This window comes from Winogradskyella psychrotolerans RS-3 (assembly GCF_000427335.1).
Lineage (GTDB): Bacteria > Bacteroidota > Bacteroidia > Flavobacteriales > Flavobacteriaceae > Winogradskyella > Winogradskyella psychrotolerans.
This window is the reverse complement of the sequence record NZ_ATMR01000134.1, coordinates 1-24,619: the sequence shown is the minus strand read 5'-3', so window position 1 is coordinate 24,619 and position 24,619 is coordinate 1. Positions and strand designations below refer to the sequence as shown.

Annotated in this window: 20 protein-coding genes, 1 tRNA gene and 2 pseudogenes; 8 read left to right on the top strand and 15 right to left on the bottom strand. The window is 31.5% G+C overall.

What is annotated here, in order from left to right:
• Positions 1–28: 28 nt before the first annotated feature.
• From ADIWIN_RS14420 to ADIWIN_RS14410, 3 genes are all read right to left on the bottom strand, one after another.
• Positions 29–241, bottom strand: a complete 213-nt coding sequence (locus ADIWIN_RS14420; protein WP_020897005.1) for a thioredoxin domain-containing protein — start codon at positions 239–241, stop codon at positions 29–31.
• 77 nt (positions 242–318) lie between these two features.
• Positions 319–1,785, bottom strand: coding sequence for a carboxypeptidase-like regulatory domain-containing protein (locus ADIWIN_RS14415; RefSeq protein ID WP_020897004.1), 1,467 nt, complete (start codon positions 1,783–1,785; stop codon positions 319–321).
• A 121-nt stretch (positions 1,786–1,906) separates the two neighbouring features.
• Positions 1,907–3,886, bottom strand: a complete 1,980-nt coding sequence (locus tag ADIWIN_RS14410) for a glutamine--tRNA ligase/YqeY domain fusion protein (protein ID WP_040757462.1) — start codon at positions 3,884–3,886, stop codon at positions 1,907–1,909.
• 184 nt (positions 3,887–4,070) lie between these two features.
• Between ADIWIN_RS14410 and ADIWIN_RS14405 the strand changes: the two genes are divergently transcribed.
• The 3 genes from ADIWIN_RS14405 (at position 4,071) to ADIWIN_RS14395 (ending at position 5,189) form a co-directional block, all read left to right on the top strand.
• Positions 4,071–4,271 (top strand): zinc ribbon domain-containing protein, encoded by a 201-nt coding sequence (locus ADIWIN_RS14405; RefSeq protein WP_040757460.1) that lies wholly within the window; start codon positions 4,071–4,073, stop codon positions 4,269–4,271.
• A gap of 392 nt (positions 4,272–4,663) precedes the next feature.
• Positions 4,664–5,026 carry a dihydroneopterin aldolase gene (gene folB, locus ADIWIN_RS14400; RefSeq protein WP_020897001.1) on the top strand — a complete coding sequence of 121 codons (363 nt, stop codon included), beginning with the start codon at positions 4,664–4,666 and terminating at the stop codon, positions 5,024–5,026.
• 92 nt (positions 5,027–5,118) lie between these two features.
• A tRNA-Cys gene (locus ADIWIN_RS14395) sits at positions 5,119–5,189 on the top strand.
• Positions 5,190–5,734: 545 nt separating this feature from the next.
• Here ADIWIN_RS14395 and ADIWIN_RS14390 read toward each other — a convergent pair.
• The 6 genes from ADIWIN_RS14390 to ADIWIN_RS14365 all read right to left on the bottom strand — a co-directional run bounded on the left by ADIWIN_RS14390 (position 5,735) and on the right by ADIWIN_RS14365 (position 11,864).
• Positions 5,735–6,820 carry an ion channel gene (locus ADIWIN_RS14390; protein ID WP_020897000.1) on the bottom strand — a complete coding sequence of 362 codons (1,086 nt, stop codon included), beginning with the start codon at positions 6,818–6,820 and terminating at the stop codon, positions 5,735–5,737.
• 801 nt (positions 6,821–7,621) lie between these two features.
• Positions 7,622–8,305: a LysE family translocator gene (locus ADIWIN_RS14385; protein WP_020896999.1), complete on the bottom strand. Its 684-nt coding sequence runs from the start codon at positions 8,303–8,305 to the stop codon at positions 7,622–7,624.
• A 43-nt stretch (positions 8,306–8,348) separates the two neighbouring features.
• Positions 8,349–9,020 (bottom strand): head GIN domain-containing protein, encoded by a 672-nt coding sequence (locus tag ADIWIN_RS14380; RefSeq protein ID WP_020896998.1) that lies wholly within the window; start codon positions 9,018–9,020, stop codon positions 8,349–8,351.
• A gap of 9 nt (positions 9,021–9,029) precedes the next feature.
• Positions 9,030–9,266 carry a hypothetical protein gene (locus tag ADIWIN_RS14375; RefSeq protein ID WP_040757458.1) on the bottom strand — a complete coding sequence of 79 codons (237 nt, stop codon included), beginning with the start codon at positions 9,264–9,266 and terminating at the stop codon, positions 9,030–9,032.
• A complete protein-coding gene (locus ADIWIN_RS14370) occupies positions 9,266–9,565 on the bottom strand; it encodes a heavy metal-binding domain-containing protein (RefSeq protein ID WP_020896996.1) in 300 nt (99 codons plus the stop codon). The genes ADIWIN_RS14375 and ADIWIN_RS14370 overlap by 1 nt, the downstream gene beginning before the upstream one ends.
• A 55-nt stretch (positions 9,566–9,620) precedes the next feature.
• Positions 9,621–11,864 (bottom strand): ribonuclease R family protein, encoded by a 2,244-nt coding sequence (locus tag ADIWIN_RS14365; protein ID WP_020896995.1) that lies wholly within the window; start codon positions 11,862–11,864, stop codon positions 9,621–9,623.
• A 927-nt stretch (positions 11,865–12,791) separates the two neighbouring features.
• Between ADIWIN_RS14365 and rpiB the strand changes: the two genes are divergently transcribed.
• The 3 genes from rpiB to ADIWIN_RS14350 are packed head-to-tail and all read left to right on the top strand — an operon-like array spanning position 12,792 to position 14,604.
• A complete protein-coding gene (gene rpiB, locus ADIWIN_RS14360) occupies positions 12,792–13,226 on the top strand; it encodes a ribose 5-phosphate isomerase B (RefSeq protein WP_020896994.1) in 435 nt (144 codons plus the stop codon).
• A gap of 23 nt (positions 13,227–13,249) precedes the next feature.
• Entirely contained in the window at positions 13,250–14,161 is a 912-nt protein-coding gene (locus ADIWIN_RS14355) for a cation diffusion facilitator family transporter (protein WP_020896993.1), read from the top strand.
• Positions 14,161–14,604, top strand: a complete 444-nt coding sequence (locus tag ADIWIN_RS14350; RefSeq protein WP_020896992.1) for a GNAT family N-acetyltransferase — start codon at positions 14,161–14,163, stop codon at positions 14,602–14,604. Before ADIWIN_RS14355 ends, ADIWIN_RS14350 begins: the two co-directional genes overlap by 1 nt.
• Here ADIWIN_RS14350 and ADIWIN_RS14345 read toward each other — a convergent pair whose 3' ends face one another.
• The 6 genes and pseudogenes from ADIWIN_RS14345 to ADIWIN_RS14320 all read right to left on the bottom strand — a co-directional run bounded on the left by ADIWIN_RS14345 (position 14,605) and on the right by ADIWIN_RS14320 (position 22,062).
• Positions 14,605–15,441 carry an OmpA family protein gene (locus tag ADIWIN_RS14345; protein ID WP_040757456.1) on the bottom strand — a complete coding sequence of 279 codons (837 nt, stop codon included), beginning with the start codon at positions 15,439–15,441 and terminating at the stop codon, positions 14,605–14,607.
• A gap of 65 nt (positions 15,442–15,506) precedes the next feature.
• Positions 15,507–17,140: pseudogene (locus ADIWIN_RS14340) on the bottom strand (S41 family peptidase).
• Between the two features lie 38 nt (positions 17,141–17,178).
• Positions 17,179–17,589 carry a ribonuclease P protein component gene (gene rnpA, locus ADIWIN_RS14335; protein WP_020896989.1) on the bottom strand — a complete coding sequence of 137 codons (411 nt, stop codon included), beginning with the start codon at positions 17,587–17,589 and terminating at the stop codon, positions 17,179–17,181.
• Positions 17,590–17,667: 78 nt separating this feature from the next.
• Positions 17,668–19,470: a M1 family metallopeptidase gene (locus ADIWIN_RS14330; protein WP_020896988.1), complete on the bottom strand. Its 1,803-nt coding sequence runs from the start codon at positions 19,468–19,470 to the stop codon at positions 17,668–17,670.
• A 102-nt stretch (positions 19,471–19,572) separates the two neighbouring features.
• Positions 19,573–21,173: pseudogene (locus tag ADIWIN_RS14325) on the bottom strand (S8 family peptidase).
• 28 nt (positions 21,174–21,201) lie between these two features.
• Positions 21,202–22,062 carry an MBL fold metallo-hydrolase gene (locus ADIWIN_RS14320; protein WP_020896985.1) on the bottom strand — a complete coding sequence of 287 codons (861 nt, stop codon included), beginning with the start codon at positions 22,060–22,062 and terminating at the stop codon, positions 21,202–21,204.
• A gap of 195 nt (positions 22,063–22,257) precedes the next feature.
• On the opposite strand from ADIWIN_RS14320, the gene ADIWIN_RS14315 reads away from it, so the two are divergent.
• Positions 22,258–22,578, top strand: coding sequence for a DUF202 domain-containing protein (locus ADIWIN_RS14315; RefSeq protein ID WP_040757463.1), 321 nt, complete (start codon positions 22,258–22,260; stop codon positions 22,576–22,578).
• A gap of 84 nt (positions 22,579–22,662) precedes the next feature.
• Positions 22,663–24,510 carry a cation:proton antiporter gene (locus tag ADIWIN_RS14310; RefSeq protein ID WP_020896983.1) on the top strand — a complete coding sequence of 616 codons (1,848 nt, stop codon included), beginning with the start codon at positions 22,663–22,665 and terminating at the stop codon, positions 24,508–24,510.
• Positions 24,511–24,619 lie beyond the last annotated feature (109 nt).

Below are 24,619 nucleotides of genomic sequence, written 5' to 3'. Positions count from 1 at the left end.
TTTTTTTATGGTTAAAAATATATTATGATCAGTGGCCTTCTTCTTTATATCTATCTCGAATTTCCTTTAATTCATTGAGATAATTTTCTAAATCTGATGTATCTAAACTTTCAGTTTCACTAGAACCATTAGGCAATGTACTTCTGGTTTCGCTTAAATATTTTTGAAGTTCTGGGTAATTTTCTTCAATATCTCTAGTTACTATAGAGATTTTTGTGAGTATTTTTTGTGATTTATCCATAATTAACAATATTTAGCTCAAGTTAGGTCTTTATAAATTCAGTCTATCTCAAATAATTGTTAAAACCTCAAGCTTTATTAGTTCGTTCGATAATCTATAATTTCTTGTACAGGGCTAAGAACACTATAATCTTTCCAAATGAAAGGATCATATTTTGATATATAACTTATCGGATATTCTTTAGTAATTTTAAAAGCTGAATCACCTTGCAATGATCCTTTATTTATAAAGAATAATTCACTTTTAGCTATATAATCTTGTTCGATCATAAACTTTAATTTTAACTGTTGTTTATCGGTATGTTCAGCGGTATTGTTTCTAATAAATTTAAGCGAACGGTTGATATAAACATAGTTTCCATTTTCTTGACTGATAAAATACAAGTCATAAACAGCATTCTCATTCTTTTTAAAAATCACTGTAGAACGATACGCATTTTCTTCGAACTTAAAGCCTGCTAAAAATTTAAGATTCATTTTAGAACCCGTTCTATTTTCAGCAAATTCATATTCTAGCTTTACCACTGCGAAATCGGACGTGTTTACATACATTTTACCTGTGTATTTAGCTGAACGTTTTGTGGGATTAAAGCTAATGCTGTAAGTTGCTTCATCGTTGAGATAACTGATTCCGTCAATTGAATACTCGTAGCCTTTATCTTCGAATATAAAATCTAAATTTGAGTTTTCTACCAGTGAATTGTTTCTAATAATCCTAGATACCTTATTATTAATTACAGTCGTTTTTCCTTTTTTGGCATCAGAATCTTCCTTTAAAATTTTTCCTACCTTAAGCGAATCTTCAATCGTAAATATGCTCGTTTTTAATTTGTAGGTTGCAGAAGAATCTAACACATTAAGTACACTTTTAATTAATTTACCATTCACCGCATCAGTAGATAAATCTTTTTCAATATTCACTAATTTAGTTGCTTTTATAATCTGACTCTGTGTACTATCTGCAATATGTAACAAGTCTAATAAGGTATCTTCAAAATATTTAGAATCACTATTCACCATCCTTTGACTCATGATCTCAAAGTTTTTATTAATGTCTTTAATTGTTGCTCTGTTGAAATTGGAAGATTTTGAAACTTCAAAGTCAAAATCTTTAATATTAAAATTGCTGCTTTCTCTCATAAAAATCCTTTGATTATCATTTACAGGATAGTTTTTTGAAATATTTGCTCTCACATTTTCCAAAATTTCTTCAATAGACAAAAGTTTGTTTGTAATAAAAACTTCTGAAAGCTCACTTATAGAATCTTCTAAAACATATGTTGGTTTTGTAAATGTTGAAAGTTGATATTCTAATGATTTATACCCCAAACATGAAATTGAAACGTTATCCGAGTCTGAAAAATTATCTGTTTCTAGTGTAAAAACGCCCTCCTCATTAGTTATAACTCCATAATTTGGACCAATCTGAAGTGTAACATAAGGAATAGGATTATTATCAATATCTACAATTTTGCCAGTAATAGTCTGACTAAAAACGGTAGTTCCAATAAGAAGTAACGTTAGAATGAGCGTAATTTTTTTCATGTATTTGAATTTTAAATTTAGACACCCTAAACTACTTTAAATTATTTAATTTTTTTAAAAAAATACCTACAAGGATTTGAAAACCTTGTAGGTACATTAAAATAATAAGAAAATATAAATATTAAATATCCGAAGCCTCAGCAACTAAAATGGCATTCTTATCCTCTTTAGCCTTCTCAATAAACTCGTTAATAGCATCATTTCGTTCTAATCCATTTTTAAGCATCACTTTTAACGCAATTAAAGTTGCGATACGTGTACCTGCTTTTTTTACAGCTGTACCAAATAAAGGCTCTAATTCATCGTAAGCGACATCGTTAGCAAGCACTTCTATTTCAGCTTTTGCTTTTAGTTGTTTTTCTTCAGCTAAGTTGGTGTATTTCTTCCCTAATTGCTGAATCACACTTATAGCAGAACGCTTTTGTAAATTCGGCTTTGGTTTATTTTGATTTTCATTAGCCTGAGGTTTTGGCTTTTGCTTTGCCCAACTATCTCTTAAGCCAACTGTTTTATTAAATACTAATTTTTCAGCTGTAGAATCATCATCCACATTAAAATAGCCTAAACGTTGAAATTGAAACTGCTCACCTACTTTAACATCTGCCAAACTTGGTTCTAAATAAGCTGTTTTTAGCGTTAAAGATTTCGGGTTTACATATTCCATAAAATCTTTGTCCTTATCGCTATCTGGCGATTCGTGCATAAACAAACGATCGTATTCTCTAATTTCTGCAGTTATTGCATGTTTTATAGACACCCAATGCAATGTTCCTTTTACTTTTTTAGAGGTGTCTTCATCATAGGTACAATGGATTTCTGTTATCTCTCCATTATCGTCTTTTACAACACTATTAGCTTTAATGATATAAGCATTTTTCAATCTCACTTCACCTCCAATTTGCAGTCTAAAAAACTTAGCTCCTGCTTCCTCTTTAAAATCCTCTTTTTCAATATAAATTTCTCTAGAAAAAGGCACTTTTCTAAAACCTGCAGAATCATCTTCCTGATTATTTTCAGCTTCTAACCATTCCTCCTTGTCTTCAGGGTAATTAGTAATCACCACTTTTACCGGATCTAAAACGGCCATAACACGATTCGCAGATTTGTTTAAATCTTCACGAATACAGAATTCTAAAAGTGATACATCAATGACGTTTTCACGTTTAGCAACTCCAACTTTATCAATAAACTTTCTTATAGAATTTGGTGTGTAACCACGGCGACGTAAACCAGAAATCGTAGGCATACGTGGATCATCCCAACCAGAAACAATACCTTCTTCAACCAAACGTAATAGCTTACGCTTGCTCATTATGGTGTAACTTAGGTTTAAACGTGCAAATTCGCGTTGTTTAGGTGGCATTGGTAATGCTTCCTTAGCATAATCGTATATATGATCTCTAAACCAATTATAAAGCTCTCTATGTGGTTTAAACTCTAAAGAACATAAACTGTGTGACACTTGTTCTATATAATCACTTTCCCCATGCGTCCAATCGTACATCGGATAAATGCACCAATCGTTACCTGTTCTATGGTGTTCGGTATGCATAATACGATACATCATAGGATCTCGCATGAGCATATTTGGACTTTCCATATCAATTTTAGCACGCAGAATATGTGTACCAGCAGGGAATTCCCCAGCTTTCATACGTTGGAATAAATCCAAATTCTCTTCAACACTACGACTTCTATATGGACTATTTGTTCCTACTTGCGTCGGAGTTCCTTTTTGTTGTGCAATTTCTTCGGAGGTTTGGCTATCAACATAGGCTTTACCATCTGTTATCATTTGAACTGCCCAATCGTATAACTTCTGAAAATAATCAGACGAGTACAATTCATTTGCCCATTGGTAACCTAACCAAGCAATATCTTTTTTTATAGCATCCACATACTCCTGCTCTTCTTTTGCAGGATTTGTATCGTCGAATCTTAAGTTCACAGGTGCATTGTACGTTTCACCCAATCCAAAACTTATACCAATAGCTTTGGTATGACCTATGTGTAAATACCCATTTGGCTCTGGTGGAAAACGAAAACGTAGCTTGTCTTTAGATAAACCGTTCGCTAAATCTTCTTCTATAATATGCTCAATAAAATTGAGTGCTTTTTTTCTTCTGACATGTTTTAGGTATTAGCTGTTAGGTATTAGCTGTTGGGTAGAATCTATACACAACAACAAAACGCAACATCATTATTCCGGGTGGTAAAATTAAACAAATTGTAACATTTATTTACTTTTTTAGACTGATAGTATGAATCAATAACCGAATACTAAAATGAACTATAAATGTCCGAAATGCAATAATAACACCTGTACTGTCGATCAGATGCGAGCCACTGGTGGTACGTTTTCTAAAATATTTGATATTCAGAATAAAAAATTTACATCGGTAACTTGTAAAAAGTGTACGTATACTGAGTTTTATAAAGCTAAAACTAGTGCTATGAGTAACATTTTTGATTTGTTTACGAGTTAGAAAAAGCAAAGATCGCTTCGCTGTAAGAATTGAGAACCAAGAACCAAGAAAAAAGACTTATTAGCGGTAACTGATGCTAATTCGGGTTTTATTTGAGTTTTATATTTTTACATAATTATTGTAAATGTCACTTCGACTGCGCTTAATGACCAAACCTGACTACGCTCAGTGACCAATACTTAACAATCAAATTAATTTAAAGTAAGGAAGGTTTATCGAGAAACTAATGGTTCATAATTTATGAAAAAATATTTATAAATAGGTCAGATTTTAAAGATGCGAAGCAAAAAATTTAAATAATATACATCTGTTTATCAATTAGTTAAAATTTAGTCTTTGTTCTTGATTCTAAAAGTGAAGCGGTCTAATATCTTTTATATTATTTTTGTCCTATGGGAATTATAAAGGTTGAAAACATAAGAGTCTTTGCTAATCACGGATGTTTAAAAGAAGAAACAGCTATTGGTAGTGATTACAAAGTAGATATTGAAGTTAAGGCTAATTTACAAACCTCAGCAGTATCTGATGAATTAAGTGATACTGTAGATTATGTGTTACTGAATAAAATTGTTAGAGAAGAAATGGCAAAACCTTCTAAACTTTTAGAAACGGTTGCCAAGCGTATTTTGAATCGTGTTTTTATTGAAGAAGCGTTAATTACTAAAGCTACAGTTGCGGTTAGTAAAATTAATCCGCCAATTGGTGGTGATGTTGAGATGGTTACGATAAAAATGACTCAAAAGCGAAAAAAGTAAAGCTATTTAGGGTATAACGTATATAATTTTTATATTTGCGCTCTCGTTAAATTAAGTTTAAATTTATGAGATTCCTTTTTTTAGGAATAAAGGGTGTCGTGGCCGAGTGGCTAGGCAGTGGTCTGCAACACCATCTACAGCGGTTCGAATCCGCTCGACACCTCAAAAAGCTTCTAAGTTATCTTAGAGGCTTTTTTTATTTCTTAAATTTTTAGAAAATTTAGATTAATAGATACGCGATTCGAATCCTAACGTTTTAATGACCTCAAAAAACCTTCTATTTATATTGAGGCTTTTACATCTTTTAAATTTTTAGAAAATTTAGATTAATAGATACGCGATTCGAATCCTAACGTTTTAATGACCTCAAAAAACCTTCTATTTATATTGAGACTTTTATATCTTTTAAATTTTTAGAAAATTTAGATTAATAGATACGCGATTCGAATCCTAACGTTTTGATGACCTCAAAAAGCTTTCTATTTTTGTTGAGGCTTTTTCATCTTTCAAATTTTAAGAAAATTTAGATTAATAGTTACGCGATTCGAATCCTAACGTTTTAATGATCTCAAAAAGCTTTCTATTTTTGTTGAGGCTTTTTCATCTTTCAAATTTTAAGAAATTTTAGATTAATGGTTACAAGATTTTGAACCTTATCGCTTTAATAACTTCAAAAAACCTTCAACTTCGATAAGGTGTTTTTCTAATCTAACTTAATATTTGAGAGATTAAAGTCACACTGAATAAGGTTAGAAAGATCCAACCAATAAAGCCTTCTACTATCGCTAAATACCGACCGATTCCTTTAATAGGAATTTCCCCAAAACCTAAGGTTGTAAATGAATTAATACTAAGCGTTAACGCATTAAATAAGATAGATAGTACCTTTATGAGTAAATACCCAAGCATTAGGACTCCTATTAAAAAACTATAAACCACTCTTTTGAATGATGATAACTCATGCCAGCTATTTTTTACAACGTTAAGATAGTTCCAAAACGATAATTTAATTTCTATTAGTTTCGTTTGAGTGTTTATAAATAACAGCGAAAAAAATGAAAACACTTTTGGTACATGATTTCTATTAGTTACTAATGCTGCTTTTGTGTTTGTATTTTGAAGGATTCTATTTTCATCTATCTCATACGCTTTAATAATAGTAGCATCTGTTGTAAAATAATTGATGGATTGTGTGATGCCTTTATTATATCTATTGAGGTTAATTTTATTCCAAGAATTAGTTGAAAACAGAAATAAAAAAGCAAAAATTAAAATAATTTTAAAGGAAGATATGACTATTTTGGAAGGACTTGTTCCGTAATCTGAAAAGCGTTCTAAAAACCGATTCACAATCATTTCAAAGTAGTTTTTAAATGATTTATCATCTTCATAAAGATGTTCTAATCGCTCCGTTTCTAAATGCTTTATTTTAATGTATACATCATTCGCCGACTGCCTATCGTGAAAATCAGTAAAATAAGAATGAAATTTACTAAGTAGAGTCAATTCATTTTTATAATACGATTCATCTGTAACTCTAGTGTTAGTATAAAGTGAATCAAACTTTTTATTGTTCAAACCACTTAAACTTTCACTATTGGCAAAAATATAATGAGCAGGTATGATCTTATGATTGGTAATAGGCCATTGCATTTCATATTCAGCTTGTATTTTGTCAATACCGAAAAGTAAATCTGTATTAATAGTATTATTAATAAATGATAAAAATTCAGAATTAGTAAGAAATAAGTAATTCCAAAAATTAGAATGGATCTGATTCCTTGTAAAATACACGTCTTTTGTATTAAAGCTTTGAATACTAAACGTTGCATTACTATAATTGATGACATTATACTTGAAACCTAATCCGGAGCCCTCTGAAATACTTATTTGAAGTAATGGTCTTTTAAAAGTAGAGCTATAATCATCGGTACCTAAATAATTAAAGGTACAATAGGTTATAATAACGTTAAGTTCTCCTTTTTCCCCTAAATCAAGGATATCAACCTCAGCGTTAAACGTACAATTATGTAACCAAAATAAATTATAAATAGTTGAATTTGTTGCATCAGAACTATTACGAGTAAATGTATCATCAAACTTACAATGGAAAAATATTACATCTGAAGTATTAGTAAATTGAATAGGTTTATGAAAACGAAAATTAATAAATGCATAGTTGCTATAAGGACTTGTATTATCATCAAAATGAACATTATCAAAATTGATAGTTTTATGAATATGAATGGTATCAGTAGGATACTTTTTCCCTTTAAATCTGTATTCATATAAGCTATACCTTTCACTCTTTGCTTTATCAAATTTAACGATGGCATTTTTAAGAGAAAATATAGAATCTTTGCCGTTAGTTAATTCACTAATGAGTTCTGAAAATGATATTTCTTTTAATTCACCAGTACTGTTATTAGTTTGAGCGCTAATGCTAAAAAAGGAAATAAAAAAAATACTAGTAGTAGTCTATATGTCATTCTATAACTTATTTTAAACATAAATACAATGGTGTTGAATTTACTAATAATATTATAAAATAACTTCAGTACGTACTTTATACGTCAATAAAAATTATAGAAATGCTTAATCTATAGGATTAACAAGCTCTATCTGTTCTATCCCTTTTTCATAAAGATTAGGAAATAGACCTTGGCTTAACAGTATAATACCAAAAACCAAAATAACTAAGGCTACAATTTTTTTAGTTTTGAAAATACGTCGTGGTGTGAGTTTATTTTTGAGCCGTTTTGCAGCTGCTATTTTAAACAGATCTGTTAAAAAATAAGCTATTAACATGGTTACAATAAAGATAGTTACGCCGTTTTCAGACGTTGTAATAGAAGTTCCAATCACTATAAACCCTAACCAGCCTAATAGCACACCAATATTAATAAAATTGAGTAGAAATCCTTTTACAAAAAGCTTACCATAATCCTTTTTAGGAAGTTCAATTCTATGATGTTCTCTTACAATAGATCGGAACGATTTAGAAGTTTTTATAAAACTGATTAATCCGTAAATAACCAGTAAAGTACCACCAAAAACCAACAGTTTTGGATCGTCTTTTATTTTTTCTAAAAGTGTATCTGTGCTTTTAAAAATAACTAAGATGAAAACGATATCAGCGAAAATTACACCTAAATCAAATATAATGGCACTAGTAATGCCTTTGGTTACACTAGTTTCTAATAGTACAAAAAAAACTGGTCCAATAGTAAAGGCTAAAATTATTCCAAAGGGAATGGCTGTTAAGATATCGTCTAACATGTAAAACTTGCGGTTTACACAAATGTAAGAAACTCAACGGAACTTACATACGTTTTATTTTACCACCAAGAATTGTACTCTCCTCAACTTGCTTTGGTTTACCATAAATATAGACATTTCCACCTGCTTTAATTCTAGCATTAGCAGATTCAGTTGCATGAATATAAGCTTCTCCAGCAGCGTTAATACTAACGTCTGTCTTTTCGGTAATAAAATCTTTACCATTAAAAACGCCGCCAGTATAAATTGAAATATCTTGATTTTTCGAACTTCCTGTACTATTAATAATACCTCCAGTTACGGCTCTAAAATTAGCATAAGTCGATTCTAAATCGGCTGTAATCTCTGCTCCTTCTTGTACTCTTAAATCTATTTCGTATTGCTTTATAGTCTCCTTTACAGTTACTTTTGCACCTTCGTTAGCATCTATTTCATCTACAGTAGTAAAATATAGTATTACAACGGTATCATCACCATCGTAGCTTTCTCTAAGATTCATGCGTATTTTAAGCTTTCCGTTATTATTTACAACTTCAACATCATTTCTGTTTTTACCTGAAATGACGACTTTATTTTCATCAGAAGCCATCATTTTAAGATGGATTAAATCAAACACCTTTACGGTTGAAAATTCACCAACTTGTTTTTCAATTGAATCTTGAGCATTGATAAATAACGTACAAATTAACGTTAATACTAAACCTATCTTTTTCATAAAACATCCTTATTTTAAGGTAAATACTTTTTTCATAAATAACCATTTTAACTGAATTTCCTCTCCAGAACGTTTTTTAACAATACGTCTTTGAGGAGTTAAAATAATGGTGAATACAGCAGATAACACTGCTAAAACCATTTGATTAATATCTACAAAAATAGCTTGAATACTAAATCTGATAATCACATAAATAACGGCAAATATTATAAAAACGTATATGCCAGCTTTTGTACTTGTTTTCATTACACGGCAACTTTTACTGCAGTTCCTGTTACAGAAACCATTGCATAATTAGAGGTTGTTAATTCGATTTCTATTTTAATGCCCACAACGGCATTAGCATTAAGCTTAGCTGCGTTATTTTGTAAGGTTTGAAACGCTTCTTCTTTTACAGTCTCAATACTAACTTGTAACTTATTGTAATATTTAGACATACTAAATCCCATAGCAATAGCTTCTTTATTTATGGCAACACCTGTTACAATGCCTAAATAATCTATGATGTTATGGTTTTCTATAGAGTTAGTAGTGGTAAGAATCATCTATTAAAAATTTATTTATAAGTCCCTTTTTAGGTTGAAAATTTTACAGAACTATTTACGCTTCTGGTTTACCTACCATGTAAAAATCTAAATGCTTTTTAACTAAATCTGCATTCTTAACTTTTACAATAACCTCATCACCAAGTTGGTACATGGTTCCTGTTTTTTGGCCAATCATGGCGTATTGGTCTTGGTCAAACTGATAGTGATCATCTTTCATATCTCTAACACTTACCATACCTTCACATTTATTAGACACAATTTCGATGTAAATTCCCCAATCCGTAACTCCAGAAATAACTCCCAAGAATTCTTCGTCTTGATGATCTTGCATAAAACGAATCTGCATGTATTTAATAGAATCGCGCTCAGCTCTTGTTGCTAAGTATTCCATATTGCTAGAATGCTTACACTTTTCTTCGTAAATCTCTTGATTAGCCGATTTTTCGCCATCTAAATACTGTTGCAGTAAACGATGCGCCATAACATCTGGATAACGACGAATTGGTGATGTAAAATGACTATAGTAATCAAATGCTAAACCATAGTGACCGATATTGTGTGTAGTATATTCGGCTTTAGACATGGTACGAATCGTTAACGTATCTACTAAATTTTGTTCCTTTTTACCAACAACATCTTTTAGTAAATTATTTAAAGATGATGCTATACTACCTTTATCTTTAAAATTTAATTTATGTCCAAAACGACCCACAACCGTTTGTAGTTGTGCTAATTTAGATTCGTCTGGTTCATCGTGTACACGGTATACAAAAGTTTTCTCAGGTTTCTGTTTTCCAACATATTCTGATACTTTTCTGTTGGCTAATAACATGAATTCTTCAATCATTTTATTAGCATCCTTACTGGTCTTAAAGTGAATACCTATTGGATTTGCTTCTTCATCTAAGTTAAATTTAACTTCAACTTTATCAAAAGAAATAGCTCCATCTCGCATACGTGCTGTACGCATCTTTCGAGCTAATTGGTTCATTTTAATTGTAGCCTGAGCAACCTCTACAGACGTTTGATATACTGCACCGGTCAATGAAACTTCAGCCGGAATTGTAGTATCAATTTTATCTGTATTCTTTAAAACTTCAACTTCGTTAATTGTAGCATTATTTTCAATAATTGCTTGGGCTTCTTCATATGCAAAACGCGCATCAGAATACGTTACCGTTCTACCGAACCATTCATTTTTAATTTCGCATTTATCATTCATATGAAACACCGCAGAAAAGGTATATTTCTCTTCATGTGGACGTAATGAACAGGCTCCGTTAGATAATATCTCTGGTAACATTGGCACTACCCGATCTACTAAATAAATAGACGTAGCACGTTCGTAAGCTTCATCATCTAAAATTGTTCCTGGTTGTAAGTAATGCGAAACATCTGCAATATGAATTCCGATCTCATATAAACCATTATCTAATACTTTAAAGGATAATGCATCATCAAAATCTTTAGCGTCCTTAGGATCTATGGTAAAGGTTAAATCTTTACGCATATCACGTCGTTTAGCAATTTCTTCAGCTGTAATTGACGTATCAATTTTATTAGCGAAGGCTTCAACCTCTTCTGGAAATTCTAATGGTAAGCCATATTCTGCTAAAATAGCATGGATTTCTGTGCTGTGTTCTCCAGGTTTCCCTAAAACTTCTATAACTTTTCCATTAGGTGAATCTGATTTTTCTGGCCAATCTTCTAAAGAGACCAACACTTTATCACCATCTTCTGCCTTATTTATTTTATTAATAGGCACAAAAATGTCGGTGTACATTTTATTGCTATCTGCTACAACAAAGGCAAATCCTTTTTTATCATGAATTTGAATGGTACCAACATATTCCGTTTTTGCACGTTTTATAATAGTGGTGATTTCTCCTTCTTGTTTGCCTCTATGTTTTCGTTTGTAAGCGTAGAACTCTACTTCGTCACCATTTAAGGCTTTGTTAATATTGTTTGAAGCCACAAAGATATCGTCTTCAAAATCATCTGAAATTATATAACCATTGCCTTTAGCTGCTAAATCTAAAATACCAGTATGATATTCATTGTTAACAACTGCTTTAAATTTACCGCGATCTACTTCTTCAATCTCTTCTTTTGCTTTGAGTTGTTGAAGTTTCTTTATAATCTGATTGCGACTACTGGCATCATTAACGCCTAATTTTGCTGCAATTTGTTTATAGTTAAATGTTGAGTTTCTGTCTTTTTTTAAAATACTAAGAATTGTATTTGTAAGGTTGGAAATCTTATTATTTGAAGGTTTCCTGTGTTTCTTTTTTGTCATGTATTAATTGTAATCTATTTATTCTATTTGTTATTCTAGATAAGCTTAGCAAATCCTTTAGATTCTGCAATAAGTCTAAGAACAACAACTTATTTAAAACTTAACGTTAGCGAAGAGAGGTTATTAAGTTTGGTACAAAGTTACGTTTTAATTTTTTAATGGTGTTTCTTTAAGGTTAAATTAATACTAAATGCGCATTAAACACTACAATGCTATAAATAAAAGTATAAAAATAGTACTTAAACAAACTTTACTAAAAAGACCAATTCCTTATTCTATTTAAGAGAAACGTATTCTATCTTATTACTTCTACTTAACTGTACTTTAATAATGAAATTCATAAAACTTAATATTTTTAAAAATTTACAGTTATGAACATATATATACATATAATCAGTTTTCTTTTAAAATTTAAAAAATAAATGGTGGTTATTATAGTATGTTAATAGTGGCTATAACTTTTTGAAGTTTTATTTTGAATACTCGTAGTTTACATTTTACAACATTTTAGTTAACATTAAATTTACATCTAAACGCTTCATTTTTAAGCGAATTTAAAAAGCTATTAACAACTGTTAATAACGAATGTTAATAGAATTGACTAACATGTATTTTTAAAAATACTGTTCATTTCACAACGTTTTAGTTTGATAACTTATTTTAAAAAAATGGTTAACTAATTAGGTTTATAACTTCTAATTTTGGTTTGGAAAAATAACTGAATAATCCTAATTTTTGTTTTCAATAGTTGTAAACAGATATTAACAATTACTGGTCATTTTATATAGAGTTATGAACAGTGATAATAGACACAATCTAAAAACGCATTTTCAAACTTAAAACTAATGAATAAGTAAGCCCTTATAAGTTATGCTTAGTTGTAAGCAATTATTAACTTTGATGTCTAATAAGTAAAGACAATTTATTATGACTATTTCAATAGGAAACGATCACGCAGGACCAGATTATAAATTTGCCATTGTAAAACATTTAGAAGCTAAAGGCTATACTGTTACTAATTATGGAACAGACAGTCTAGATAGTGTAGATTATCCAGATTTTGTACATCCTGTTGCTAAAGATGTGGAGGCTAAAAAAGTAGATTTTGGTATTCTTATTTGTGGAAGCGCAAATGGAGTAGCCATGACCGCTAATAAATATCAACATGTAAGAGCTGGTGTGTGTTGGACGAATGAAATCACAGAATTAACACGTTTACATAATAATGCTAATATTATATGTATACCAGCACGTTTTACATCGATTCCACAAGCCATTAAAATGGTGGATACCTTTTTGGAAACTAAATTTGAAGGTGGTCGTCATCAAAACCGTGTGGATAAGATTCCGGCATCGTGTTAATATCAATTTTAAATTGATATAAAATGAGTCACATTCATAACCATTCTAACAGTCCAAAAGATTTAAAGGGTCAAAAGCTTTTAATTTCAATAGTATTAAATATTGTTATTACGGTAGCTCAAGTTATAGGTGGACTCGTTTCAGGGAGTTTATCATTATTGAGTGACGCTTTACATAATTTTAGCGATGTTATTTCTTTAATTGTTAGTTATGTCGCTGCGCGTTTATCTAAGCAAAAGGCATCGATTAATAGAACTTTTGGTTATAAACGTGCCGAAATTTTAGCTGCTTTTGTTAATGCTAGTACGTTAATAATAGTCGCAATTATCTTAATTTTTGAAGCTGTAAAACGTTTTAATAATCCTCAAGAAATAGAATCTAACTTAGTTATTTGGTTAGCTATTATAGCTATTATAGGAAATGGTTTGAGTGTTCTATTATTAAGAAAGGATTCTAAAAATAACATCAATATGCGTTCCGCGTATTTGCATTTATTTACAGATATGTTGGCTAGTGTGGCTGTATTAATTGGTGGATTATTGATGAAATACTACCAATTATTTTGGGTAGATAGTTTATTAACTTTATTAATTGCCTTGTATTTAATTTGGGTGGGCTACGATTTATTAAAAACATCTACTAAAATGTTAATGCTATTTACACCAGATACTATTAATATTAAAGATGTGGTAAGAACGGTTAATAAGCTACCTAAAGTTAGTAAACTACATCATGTACATATTTGGAATTTAAGTGACGATGAGTTGCATTTAGAAGCGCATTTAGACTTAACAGAAGACATTCCTACGACAGCGTTTAATGATTTACTTTTAGACATTGAAACGGTCTTACATGATGAATTTAATATTAACCATGTTACCATTCAACCAGAGTTTAATAAAGAAGATCCTAAAGAGGTCATTGTACAAGACTAATGCTACATCTAATAACAAAAAAATTCAACGAATTAACAACGCAAGAACTTTATAATATACTTCAATTACGAAGTGAAGTCTTTGTAGTTGAACAAGATTGCGTGTACCAAGATATTGATGGAAAGGATCAAAACGCACTTCATATTTTAGGTTATGAAAATGATATTTTGGTGGCTTACACACGTATTTTTAAACCAGGCTATTATTTTGAAGAATCTAGTATTGGTAGGGTTGTTGTGCAACAAAAAGCACGAAAATTTAAATATGGTTACGCTATTATGAAGGCTTCTATAGAGGCTATTAAAACGCATTATAACGAAACTACTATAAGGATTTCCGCACAGATGTATTTAAAAAACTTCTATAATAATTTAGAATTTAAAGAAGTAGGAGAAGGGTACCTAGAAGATGGTATTCCGCATATAAATATGATTAAATCTTAATTATTTCTTTTCGTAAATACGCGTCACTAAAATTTCGACACGTCTATCTAATTGAGGTTCGCCTCCAAGAGGTTGTTTTCTTCGCATACCGGCAAATTTCATACGGTAATGCTTAACACCTTTATCTACTAAGTAATCATATATATATTTTGCTCTAGCCACAGATAGATTTCGTTTTTTAGTCTTACGATCAATGGCATCTCTTTCACCTTGTGTACAGCATACATGGCCTTCAATAGTGAAATAAACATTGGTGCGTTCTACTAAAATTTCTGCAATTCTATCGAGTACAACTTTAGATTCTTTTGTTAGATAGCTATACCCTGTTCTAAATAATAAGTTGTCTAGTAAAATTTTGTCTCCTTCTTTTAAATCTCCTTTTAATAAATCTTCAGTTTTGTCTACTATTGGTTTTTCTTCTTTAGGTTTTGGTGGAAAAACAGGAGTTACAACGATTTCAACTTTACGGTTTAAACCACGTATTTTATTAAGGTCATTTTCTTTAATAATATTGACTAATATTTTACCTTTTCCATCAACATTAGTCATTTTTGACTCGTCAAATTCATTATTAGAAAATACTTCTTTTATGGCATCTGCACGATTTTGAGATAAAACGAGATTATAATTATCACTACCTCTATCATCTGTAAAACCATATATAGTTACTTTTTCTATATCGATATCTTCAATTTTAGATAAAAATAATAATAATCTGCTGTGTTCTGTTTCAGGAATATCGTGTTGATCGGTTTCAAAATAGACTTCGTGCTTCAATTCTTTTTGAGAAAAGGAGAGCTGAAAACATAAGCATAAAAAGATAATTAGGGGTTTCATGTTTTTATAATAGTTTTCTCACTTATAGAAAAAATTTATGAGGTTAAATATAAATAATTTATGTGCTATCTCAAAATACTTGCGTACTGAGAAGGATTATTAAGAATACTTAGGCCTTTTTTTATTTCTGAATTGTTAGCGGTGTAATACGCGTATAAACCTTCACTGTAAAAGTAACGTTTAATTATTTCGTCTGTAAGTAGTGCTTTTAATTGTGTTTTATTGGCATCAATAGCATTAGATTTATACGCTTGTAAAGCCTGAGTTAAATCGTTGTATTCTGCATTAATAACCGTTTTTAGTTCTTCTTCCTCAGCGATTCTTATGGCATCATGTAAGGCAACTTCAGTTTTAGTTTCAAAATTAAAACCGCTTGCTTTTATGTAGTTTTTAAATTTTTAAAGTCCGAATCAGACAGTGAAAAGCTTTTTAAATCTTCTATTTTATTATCGTAATAAAACTCAGTGGCGAAGTTGAAAACTAAATTTTCATTAGATATAGCTTTAGTAATTGTTGTATGCTTAGAAAACTCAACCTCCATATCTGGTTCTACGCCGCCGCCATCAAAAACATTACGTCCATTTTTGGTTTTAAATGCATTATAATTTTCTTGTGTGGTTCTTGTGGCTTTTCCGTTTTCATCACGATTCCAATAATCTAAAGCCTGAATACAACGTCCGGAAGGTGTGTAATATCGAGAGATTGTAATCTTCATTTGTGTACCATAAATTAATGGCTTAGGTCGTTGTACCAAGCCTTTTCCAAAGCTTCGTGTACCAACAACTACAGCTCTATCCATATCTTGTAAAGCACCAGAAACTATTTCGCTTGCCGAAGCACTTTTACCATCAATTAATACGACTAATGGAATTTCAGTATCAACAGCGTCGCGTTGCGTATAATACGTTTTATTGTATTTTTTTACTTTAGATTTAGTGGTTACAACCAATTGATCTTTAGGTACAAAAATATTCGTCACGTTTACTGCTTCGTGTAATAAACCACCAGGATTTCCTCTTAAATCTAATATTAATTGCGTGGCTCCTTGATTTTTTAAAGCTTTAATAGCACTAATAGTTTCGGAAGAGGCTTTATCATTAAATTTTCTGAGGACTACATAACCGGTTTTTTCATCGACCATGGAGTAGTGTGGTACAGCTTTAATTTCTAGCGATTCTCTAATAATTTTTACTGTATTGGTTTTGCCTTGTCTTTTGTAAGTTACAGAAACTTCTGTACCTGCTGCTCCTTGTAATAAGTTGGCCGCATCATCTTTAAAATCGGCAACGGTAACTTTATCTACTTTAATAATTTCATCTCCCGCTTTAAGACCTGCTTTATCCGCTGCGTAATTTTGATAAGGCTCAACAATAACCAATTTATCTTTTAGCGTTAATACCTTAGCACCAATACCTGTATAATCACCTGCATTGTTAATTCTAGAGGCTTCTACGTCTTGTTCGTTATAAAATTGGGTGTAAGGATCTAAATCGTCTAACATGCTCTTAATAGCAGTGTTCATCAAATCTCCAGGATTGGTATCATCCACATAATTCATGTTGATTTCTTTAAAAAGCGTTGTGAATATTTCTATTTGTTTCGCTATTTCAAAAAAATCATTTTTAAAAGCTGTAGTGCCAAAAAAGATAAGCACAGCTAATACAGGAAATAATACTTTTTTATGTAGAAGATTTTTCATGTGTCGATTGAAGGATAAAATTGTTAACAAACCCCTTTTCATTTGTCAGAAGTATTAACATCTAAGTGTTCTATGAAGGGCTCATTTTTAAGTAAAAATTTTTTAAACAATAATTTTATACTATGATCTAGTTTCTCAAAAGTCGTTCCATCTTTACTAAGGTACAAAATCATAAACGCATAAGAAGCAGAACTATTGTTAAAGTATAACGGTTTATTAAGTCTATAAGCTTCACGAAGCAAACGTTTAATTTTATTTCTAGAAACGGCGGTTTTATGCAATCGCTTACTTACAGAAACACCTGTCTTTAATTGTGAGTCATCTTCAAACTCAGTTTTAAGATACACCAACCTAAGAGGATAAGCAGTCACAGCTTTTCCTTCAGTAAAAAGTTGCTCTATGAGCTTTTTACTTTTGAGTTTATCTTTTTTTGAATAGTTAAAGTTCACTTTTAATTAATCTAGTTTAACAAAAATAGAAAACCGCATCAACATGATGCGGTTTTGATTCATTTATATTACAAGTGTTTATTCAATTGTAAACACATTGTTAGTTCTATCAACATCTGCCATCATTTGAGAATTATCAATCTCTACTGATTTTACAGCTTTTTTAGCATCGAATGAATAGGTTGGTATTGCCCAAGCCCAATCATTAATAATAGTTGCTGAGGTTGGTTTTTCTCCACGCATCATTTGTAGTGGAATATAAAAATCTTCAGTAGTACCATCCGTGTAAGTTACAGAAAGATCTATAGGCATTGGCATTAAACCAATACGTTCTAGCGTGATTGATTGACCTTCAACTGAAGCAATACCGTAATCAATAGTATTTGTAGTTTGTCCAAAATCTATAAAATACCAATCGAGTTCAAAATCTGTGATGCGTTCTGCGGTTCTAATAATGTCGAATGGCTTTGGGTGTTTAAACTTAAAATCTTCAAAGTATTTTTTAATAGTTTTATCTAAGTTGTCATCTCCAATGACATAACCTAATTGCGCTAAAAACACAGCACCTTTACTGTAAGCTGCAGCTCCATATACTCTATTGGTAGCATAACGATCAGAATGTGTGGTTAAGGGTTGCTCTACACCAGAATTTGCTAAAGCCAAATAGCCTCTGTAAGAACCAGAAAGTGGATTAGATTTTTTATTTTCACTAAGAGAGTTCATCGCTAAGTTAGAAATGTAACTTGTAAAGCCTTCATCCATCCATTCGTGTTTAGATTCGTTAGAAGCCAGTATAAATTGAAACCATTTATGAGCCAACTCGTGTGCCGTAACACCTAATAAACTTCCATAGCTTCGCTCACCAGTAATTAATGTAGACATGGCATATTCCATACCTCCATCTCCACCTTGAATTACTGAATATTGATCGTATGGATAGTCTCCAATATGTTCACTAAAGAAATCCATTAGCATTGCTGTTTCAGCTGGTAACTTCTTCCAATTATCTAAGTACTTTTGATCTAATGTTTTCTTGTAATAGAAGTGAAGCAATGGACCATTTGGCATTTGAAATGTATCGTGAATATAATCTGGATCTGCAGCCCAAGTAAAGTCATGTACTTTAGGAGCTTTAAAATGATGGGTTTTCTTTCCTGATTTAACTGCTGGTTCACCTTGAAGATATCCTGTGCCACCCACAATATAAGCTGCGTCTAAAGTCAATTTTACATCAAAATCTCCCCAAACACCATGAAATTCTCTTCCTATGTATGGATCTGCGTGCCAACCTTCATCATCATATTCGGCTAATTTTGGATACCATTGTGACATAGATAAGGCTACACCTTCAGAATTATCTCTACCAGAACGACGCACTTGAACAGGAACTTGAGCATCAAAATCCATGTTAAAAGTTACTTTTTCACCAGGTTGAATCGGTTGATTTAACTTTACTTCTAAAACAGTACCAACAGTTTCATAAGAAATAGCTTTTCCGTTTTGTTGTAATGAATTTACTTTTATATAGCCAATTTCATTCGGTTGAAGCTTACTAATACGATCACCAACACGACGATCTGGATCGTTAATAGTACGTGAGCGCACATCCATTTCACTACCTGGCTGAAAGGCATTAAAATACAGATGGTAATACACACGATTAAGTACATCTGGTGAGTTGTTGGTATAAACCAATTTTTGAGTTCCTTTATACTGATAGTTATTGACATCCATATCAATTTCCATGGCATAATCTACGTGTTGTTGCCAATACCCAAAAGTCGCAGCGTTTACTGAATTAGAGCTTTGGAGCGTTTTTTCAGCAGAACCACAGGAGACCAAAATTAAAAGAGAAAAAAGACTAAGAAGGGAATGTTTCATATCATTTGTTTTTAATAAATATAAAGATTTTATAACTCATTGGGTTATCTAGATATTTTGACTAAATAACCCAATCAGTGTAATGTAATCCGAAAAGGATTATTATAATTTTGAAGCCATAATTAAAGCGTTGTAAGCATTAACTATTCTACCAGATGTAGATAAATCTGAAAATGACTTAACGTTAGAGGCATCACCACCAACGACAACTTTAGAGGTTATTGGTAATCCTGATTCTAAAATGACTTGCTTAACTTGTGCTGCAGTTAATTTAGGGTAGTAAGAACGCACTAAAGCAACCACACCAGCTACAGAAGGTGATGCCATAGATGTACCACTTATACTTTTATAGTCATTCTCTGGAAACGTTGAATAGATCGCAGATCCCGGAGCAAAAACATCTACATTCTTTTTTCCGTAATTAGAAAAACCAGAGACAAGTTTAGAACCATATTTTGAGGTTAATGAACCTACTCTAATGTATGTGTTTGAGATTTCAACAAAATCAACATTATCATCGGGGAAATTAGCGCCTTCATCTACATTTTTACTGTCGTTACCAGCTGCATGTACAAATACGACATCATTATCTGAAGCATATTTAATAGCATCTCTTACCCATTCTGGATGAGGAGAAAACGATTTACCAAAACTTCCGTTTATTACTTTTGCTCCATTATCCACAGCATAACGAATAGCTAATGCAACATCTTTATCGTACTCATCTCCGTTAGGAACAGTTCTAACTGACATAATTTCTACATTATTAGCAACACCATTTGCTCCTTTTCCATTATTACGTTCTGCAGCGATAATACCTGCAACATGCGTTCCGTGAGATTCTGATTTTTTAACAGGCTTAACGTTTCCATTTCCATAGCCCATATCAGATAAGTCATTGATATCATCTTTAGTCGTACGACCAGAAAAGTCAACATTAAAGTGATAGTTTAAACGTTCGTTAAAACTTTCTAATTGCTCACTAATTTCAGCGGTAGCATCTTTAAAAGTACCACCATTAGCGTTTATATTTTGTGCAATTTGAATCGCTTGTCCTAAGGCTTCATCTTCAGTTTTAATAGCGTTAACTTCTTCTATGGTATATTCTTTTTTACCTAAGTGTGCTGCTAATTTTTCATCAGCATTTTTTAAGACATTCAAAATTTGATCATATCTTGTTTTAGCACCAATATATGTTTCATATTCCTCTTTTTGTAAAGCTACAGCTTCATCATAACGCGGATTAGAAGTGTCTCCACTTGCTATTAAACGAACATATTCTAACTGCTCATCGTAGCCATCACCTAAAAAATTCCAGCCATGTACATCATCAATGTAGCCATTCTTATCATCATCTATTCCGTTGTTTGGTATCTCACCTTCGTTGGTCCATAATACATTTCTTAGATCTTCGTGATCAATGTCAATACCAGAATCAATAACGGCAACAATGACCTTAGTTCCTTTTTATTTTTAATAATTTCAGAGTAGGCTTTGTCAACACTCATACCAGGGATGGTGTCATTTACAAGGTCTAGATGTCCCCAGTTTTTAGCTTCAGCATCCGTTAATTCTGTTACTTTTAAAGGTGAAGAATCTATGTTTTCTATCGGTGTAGAAAGAATTTCACTAGTACTACCACATCCTAAAAATAGGGTTCCTGCAAATCCTAAATAGGCTATTATTCTATAATTAAATTTCATGTTTTTATTTTATTGTTGTTTTATATTTTTAATTAAATAGTTCGTTTGCTGTAAATGTTTCGTTAAGTCGCACTCCTTTTTCAGTGTGTTTAACCGTAATAATTTCGTTATGTGCATCGTGTTCTAAAAAGAGATAGAAATCTTGGTCTGCAGCCATATTTAAAAACAACTCTTTTTCATCAAGAGTTAATAGAGGTCTTGTATCGTAACCCATTACAAAAGGCAATGGTAAATGGCCAACGGTTGGCAATAAATCTGCCATAAAACAAATGGTTTTTCCTTTGTATTTAATCATCGGAATCATTTGCTTATCGGTATGTCCATTGGCAAAGAAAATATCAAATCCTAAGTCAGAATTTTTTAGAATATGATGCTCAGGAACTGAAGTGAATTTTAATTGTCCACTGTCTTCGATTGGCAAAATGTTTTCTTTTAAAAACGAAGCGACTTCGCGTCTGTTAGGTTCTGTTGCCCATTTCCAATGATCTTTGTTACTCCAAAAATGAGCATTTTTAAAAGCAGATTCGTAACCTGTTCGGTCTTTGTTCCATTGAATACTGCCTCCACAATGATCAAAATGTAGATGCGTCATAAATACATCGGTAATATCATCGCGATGAAATCCATGAGCGGCTAATGACTTATCTATAGTATCATCTCCAAATAGAAAATAATAGCCGTAGAATTTATCGCTCTGTTTGTTACCCATTCCGGTATCAATCAAAATAAGGCGATTACCATCTTCAATTAACAAACAACGTGCAGCTATGTCTATCATATTGCTGTTATCAGCAGGATTAGTACGTTGCCATAAGGATTTTGGTACAACACCAAACATAGCACCACCATCGAGCTTAAAGTTTCCGGATTGTATTGGATATAACTGCATTTATGAAATTTTTTAAAGTCATGCAAATTACTAAAAGCTTTAAGACTAATTGTTGTTAGTCTTCATAAATTAGAGGATATTTAACAATTAAGACTTGTATATTCTACGATCTATTCTAAAAAATATTTACTTTTAGAATGACAAAATGAATTAATAATGAAACGCATATCAAAATCACCTCTAAAAATTAAGAAAATTAAACTCTTACGATTTGGTCGCGATTTTAAACCAGACCAACAAGTTATTCTTAGAGATTATTTAGCAATAGAACGTACACGATTGGCAAATGAACGCACGCTTTTATCTTATATTCGTTCTTCTTTATACTTATTATTAGGAGCTATTGCTTTATACCAACTTAAAGACTTTGCCAATTTTCAATATTTAGCGCTTACAGCAATGGTATTCAGTGTAGTTTTTTTTATTATTGGAGTTTATAGGTTTACCTTATTAAAGAAGAGTTTAAAACGGGTGTATTATAAATCTGAAGAAAAAGAAGAGGATAATAAAGATTAACTTTAACTACGAATCATTTTCATAACTTAAAATGAAGCTTTCTATAAAAATAGAATTTAGTATTTTCACGCAAAAAGAACATAAATGATAGAACTAGCCGGAATTATAATTCTTGGAATATTAGCGCAATGGGTCGCGTGGAAATTTAAAATCCCAGCTATTTTACCTTTAATTTTAATTGGACTTTTGGTTGGGCCAATTGCTGCAGAATTCTTAAGTGAAGACGGCTCCAAATGGATAGAGCCAATTTGGAACGGTACAAAAGGCTTATTTCCAGGAGATAGTTTGTATTATTTTGTGTCACTAGCCATTAGTATTATTTTATTTGAAGGTGGTTTAACCTTAAAACGTGCCGAAATAAAAAATGTTGGTCCAGTAATAACCAAGCTAATTACTGTTGGTTCTGCGATTACATTTTTTGGTTCAGGAATCGTTGCTCACTTTATTTTTGAATTAAGTTGGGATTTGGCTTTCTTATTTGCCGGTTTAATAATTGTAACAGGTCCAACTGTAATTACACCAATTTTACGAAATATTCCACTTAAAAAAGATGTCTCTACGGTTTTAAAATGGGAAGGTATTCTTATCGACCCTATTGGTGCCTTAGTTGCCGTATTAGTTTTTGAATTTATTAGTGTTGGTGGAGATAGTGGTTTTACTAAAACAGCTCTAATTGAATTTGGAAAAATTGTTCTCTTTGGTACCACATTCGGTTTTACGTTTGCGCATGCACTAGCATTTGCTATTAACAAAAAATTTATTCCACATTATTTATTGAATGTAGTGTCACTTTCTACTGTATTATTAGTGTTTGTAGAGTCCGAATTATTTGCACACGAGTCTGGTTTACTAGCAGTTGTAGTTATGGGTATGGTATTAGGAAACAGTAAACTAGACAATATAAAAGAACTATTATACTTTAAAGAATCATTGAGCGTATTATTAATTTCAATTTTATTTATTCTTTTAGCGGCAAACATTGATATTGAAGATTTACTTCTACTTTACACTTGGGATACGGCTATACTTTTTGCTGTTGTTGTCTTTGTCATAAGACCATTGGCTGTATTTGTAAGTACTCAGGGCTCTAAACTAAATCTTAACGAAAAGCTATTTATAAGTTGGGTTGGGCCTCGTGGTATAGTTGCAGCTGGTATTGCGTCTCTTTTTGGAAGTAAATTAATGCGACAAGGTGTAGAGGGAGCAGAATACATTACACCTTTGGTGTTTATGATTGTATTAGGAACCGTTTTATTAAATGCAACCACAGCACGTTTATTTGCAAGATTAGTCGGTGTGTTTTTAACAAAATCTAATGGGATTTTAATTGTTGGAGCTTCTAAATTACCACGATTATTAGGTCATTATTTAGTAAATAACGGAAGACATGTCGTATTAATAGACAGCAATCAAAATAATATAGATAAGGCTAACGAATTAGGTTTAGATGCTTTAAATAGCAATATCTATTCAGATACGCTTTCTGATAATATAGAATTAAATGATGTTGGCTATATTATGGCTATGACAGGAAATTCAGATATCAATGCTTATGTTATTGAAAAATTTAGCAAAGAATTTGGAGAAAATGGTTCGTATAGATTAGTGACTTCAGATGAAATGAACTTCCCAGAAAAAAGCCCAATAGAAGGTTTATTTTCACCAACAGATGACTATATTAATTTAATGGAGGTAACGCGCAAATATCCTGCAATACAAGAAATAGAGATAGATGATGCGGCACATTACGAAAGTCTTATAGAAATGGCGAGTAAAGATAAGTATACGATTCCGCTGTTTATAAAAGATGATGAAGGGGAGCTTCATATTATTTCAGTACATCAGACGAAAACAGAAGCTATAGGACAAGGTTTTAAATTGGTATATTTAGGTAAACCTTTTGATGTTGAAAAAGTGGCAAATGAAGATTAGCTAATTTTTTAGATAGAAGTTATTTTTTATTGTAAATAAAATAGTATTTATAAAATAAAAANANANANATATATATATATATATATATATATATATATATATATATATA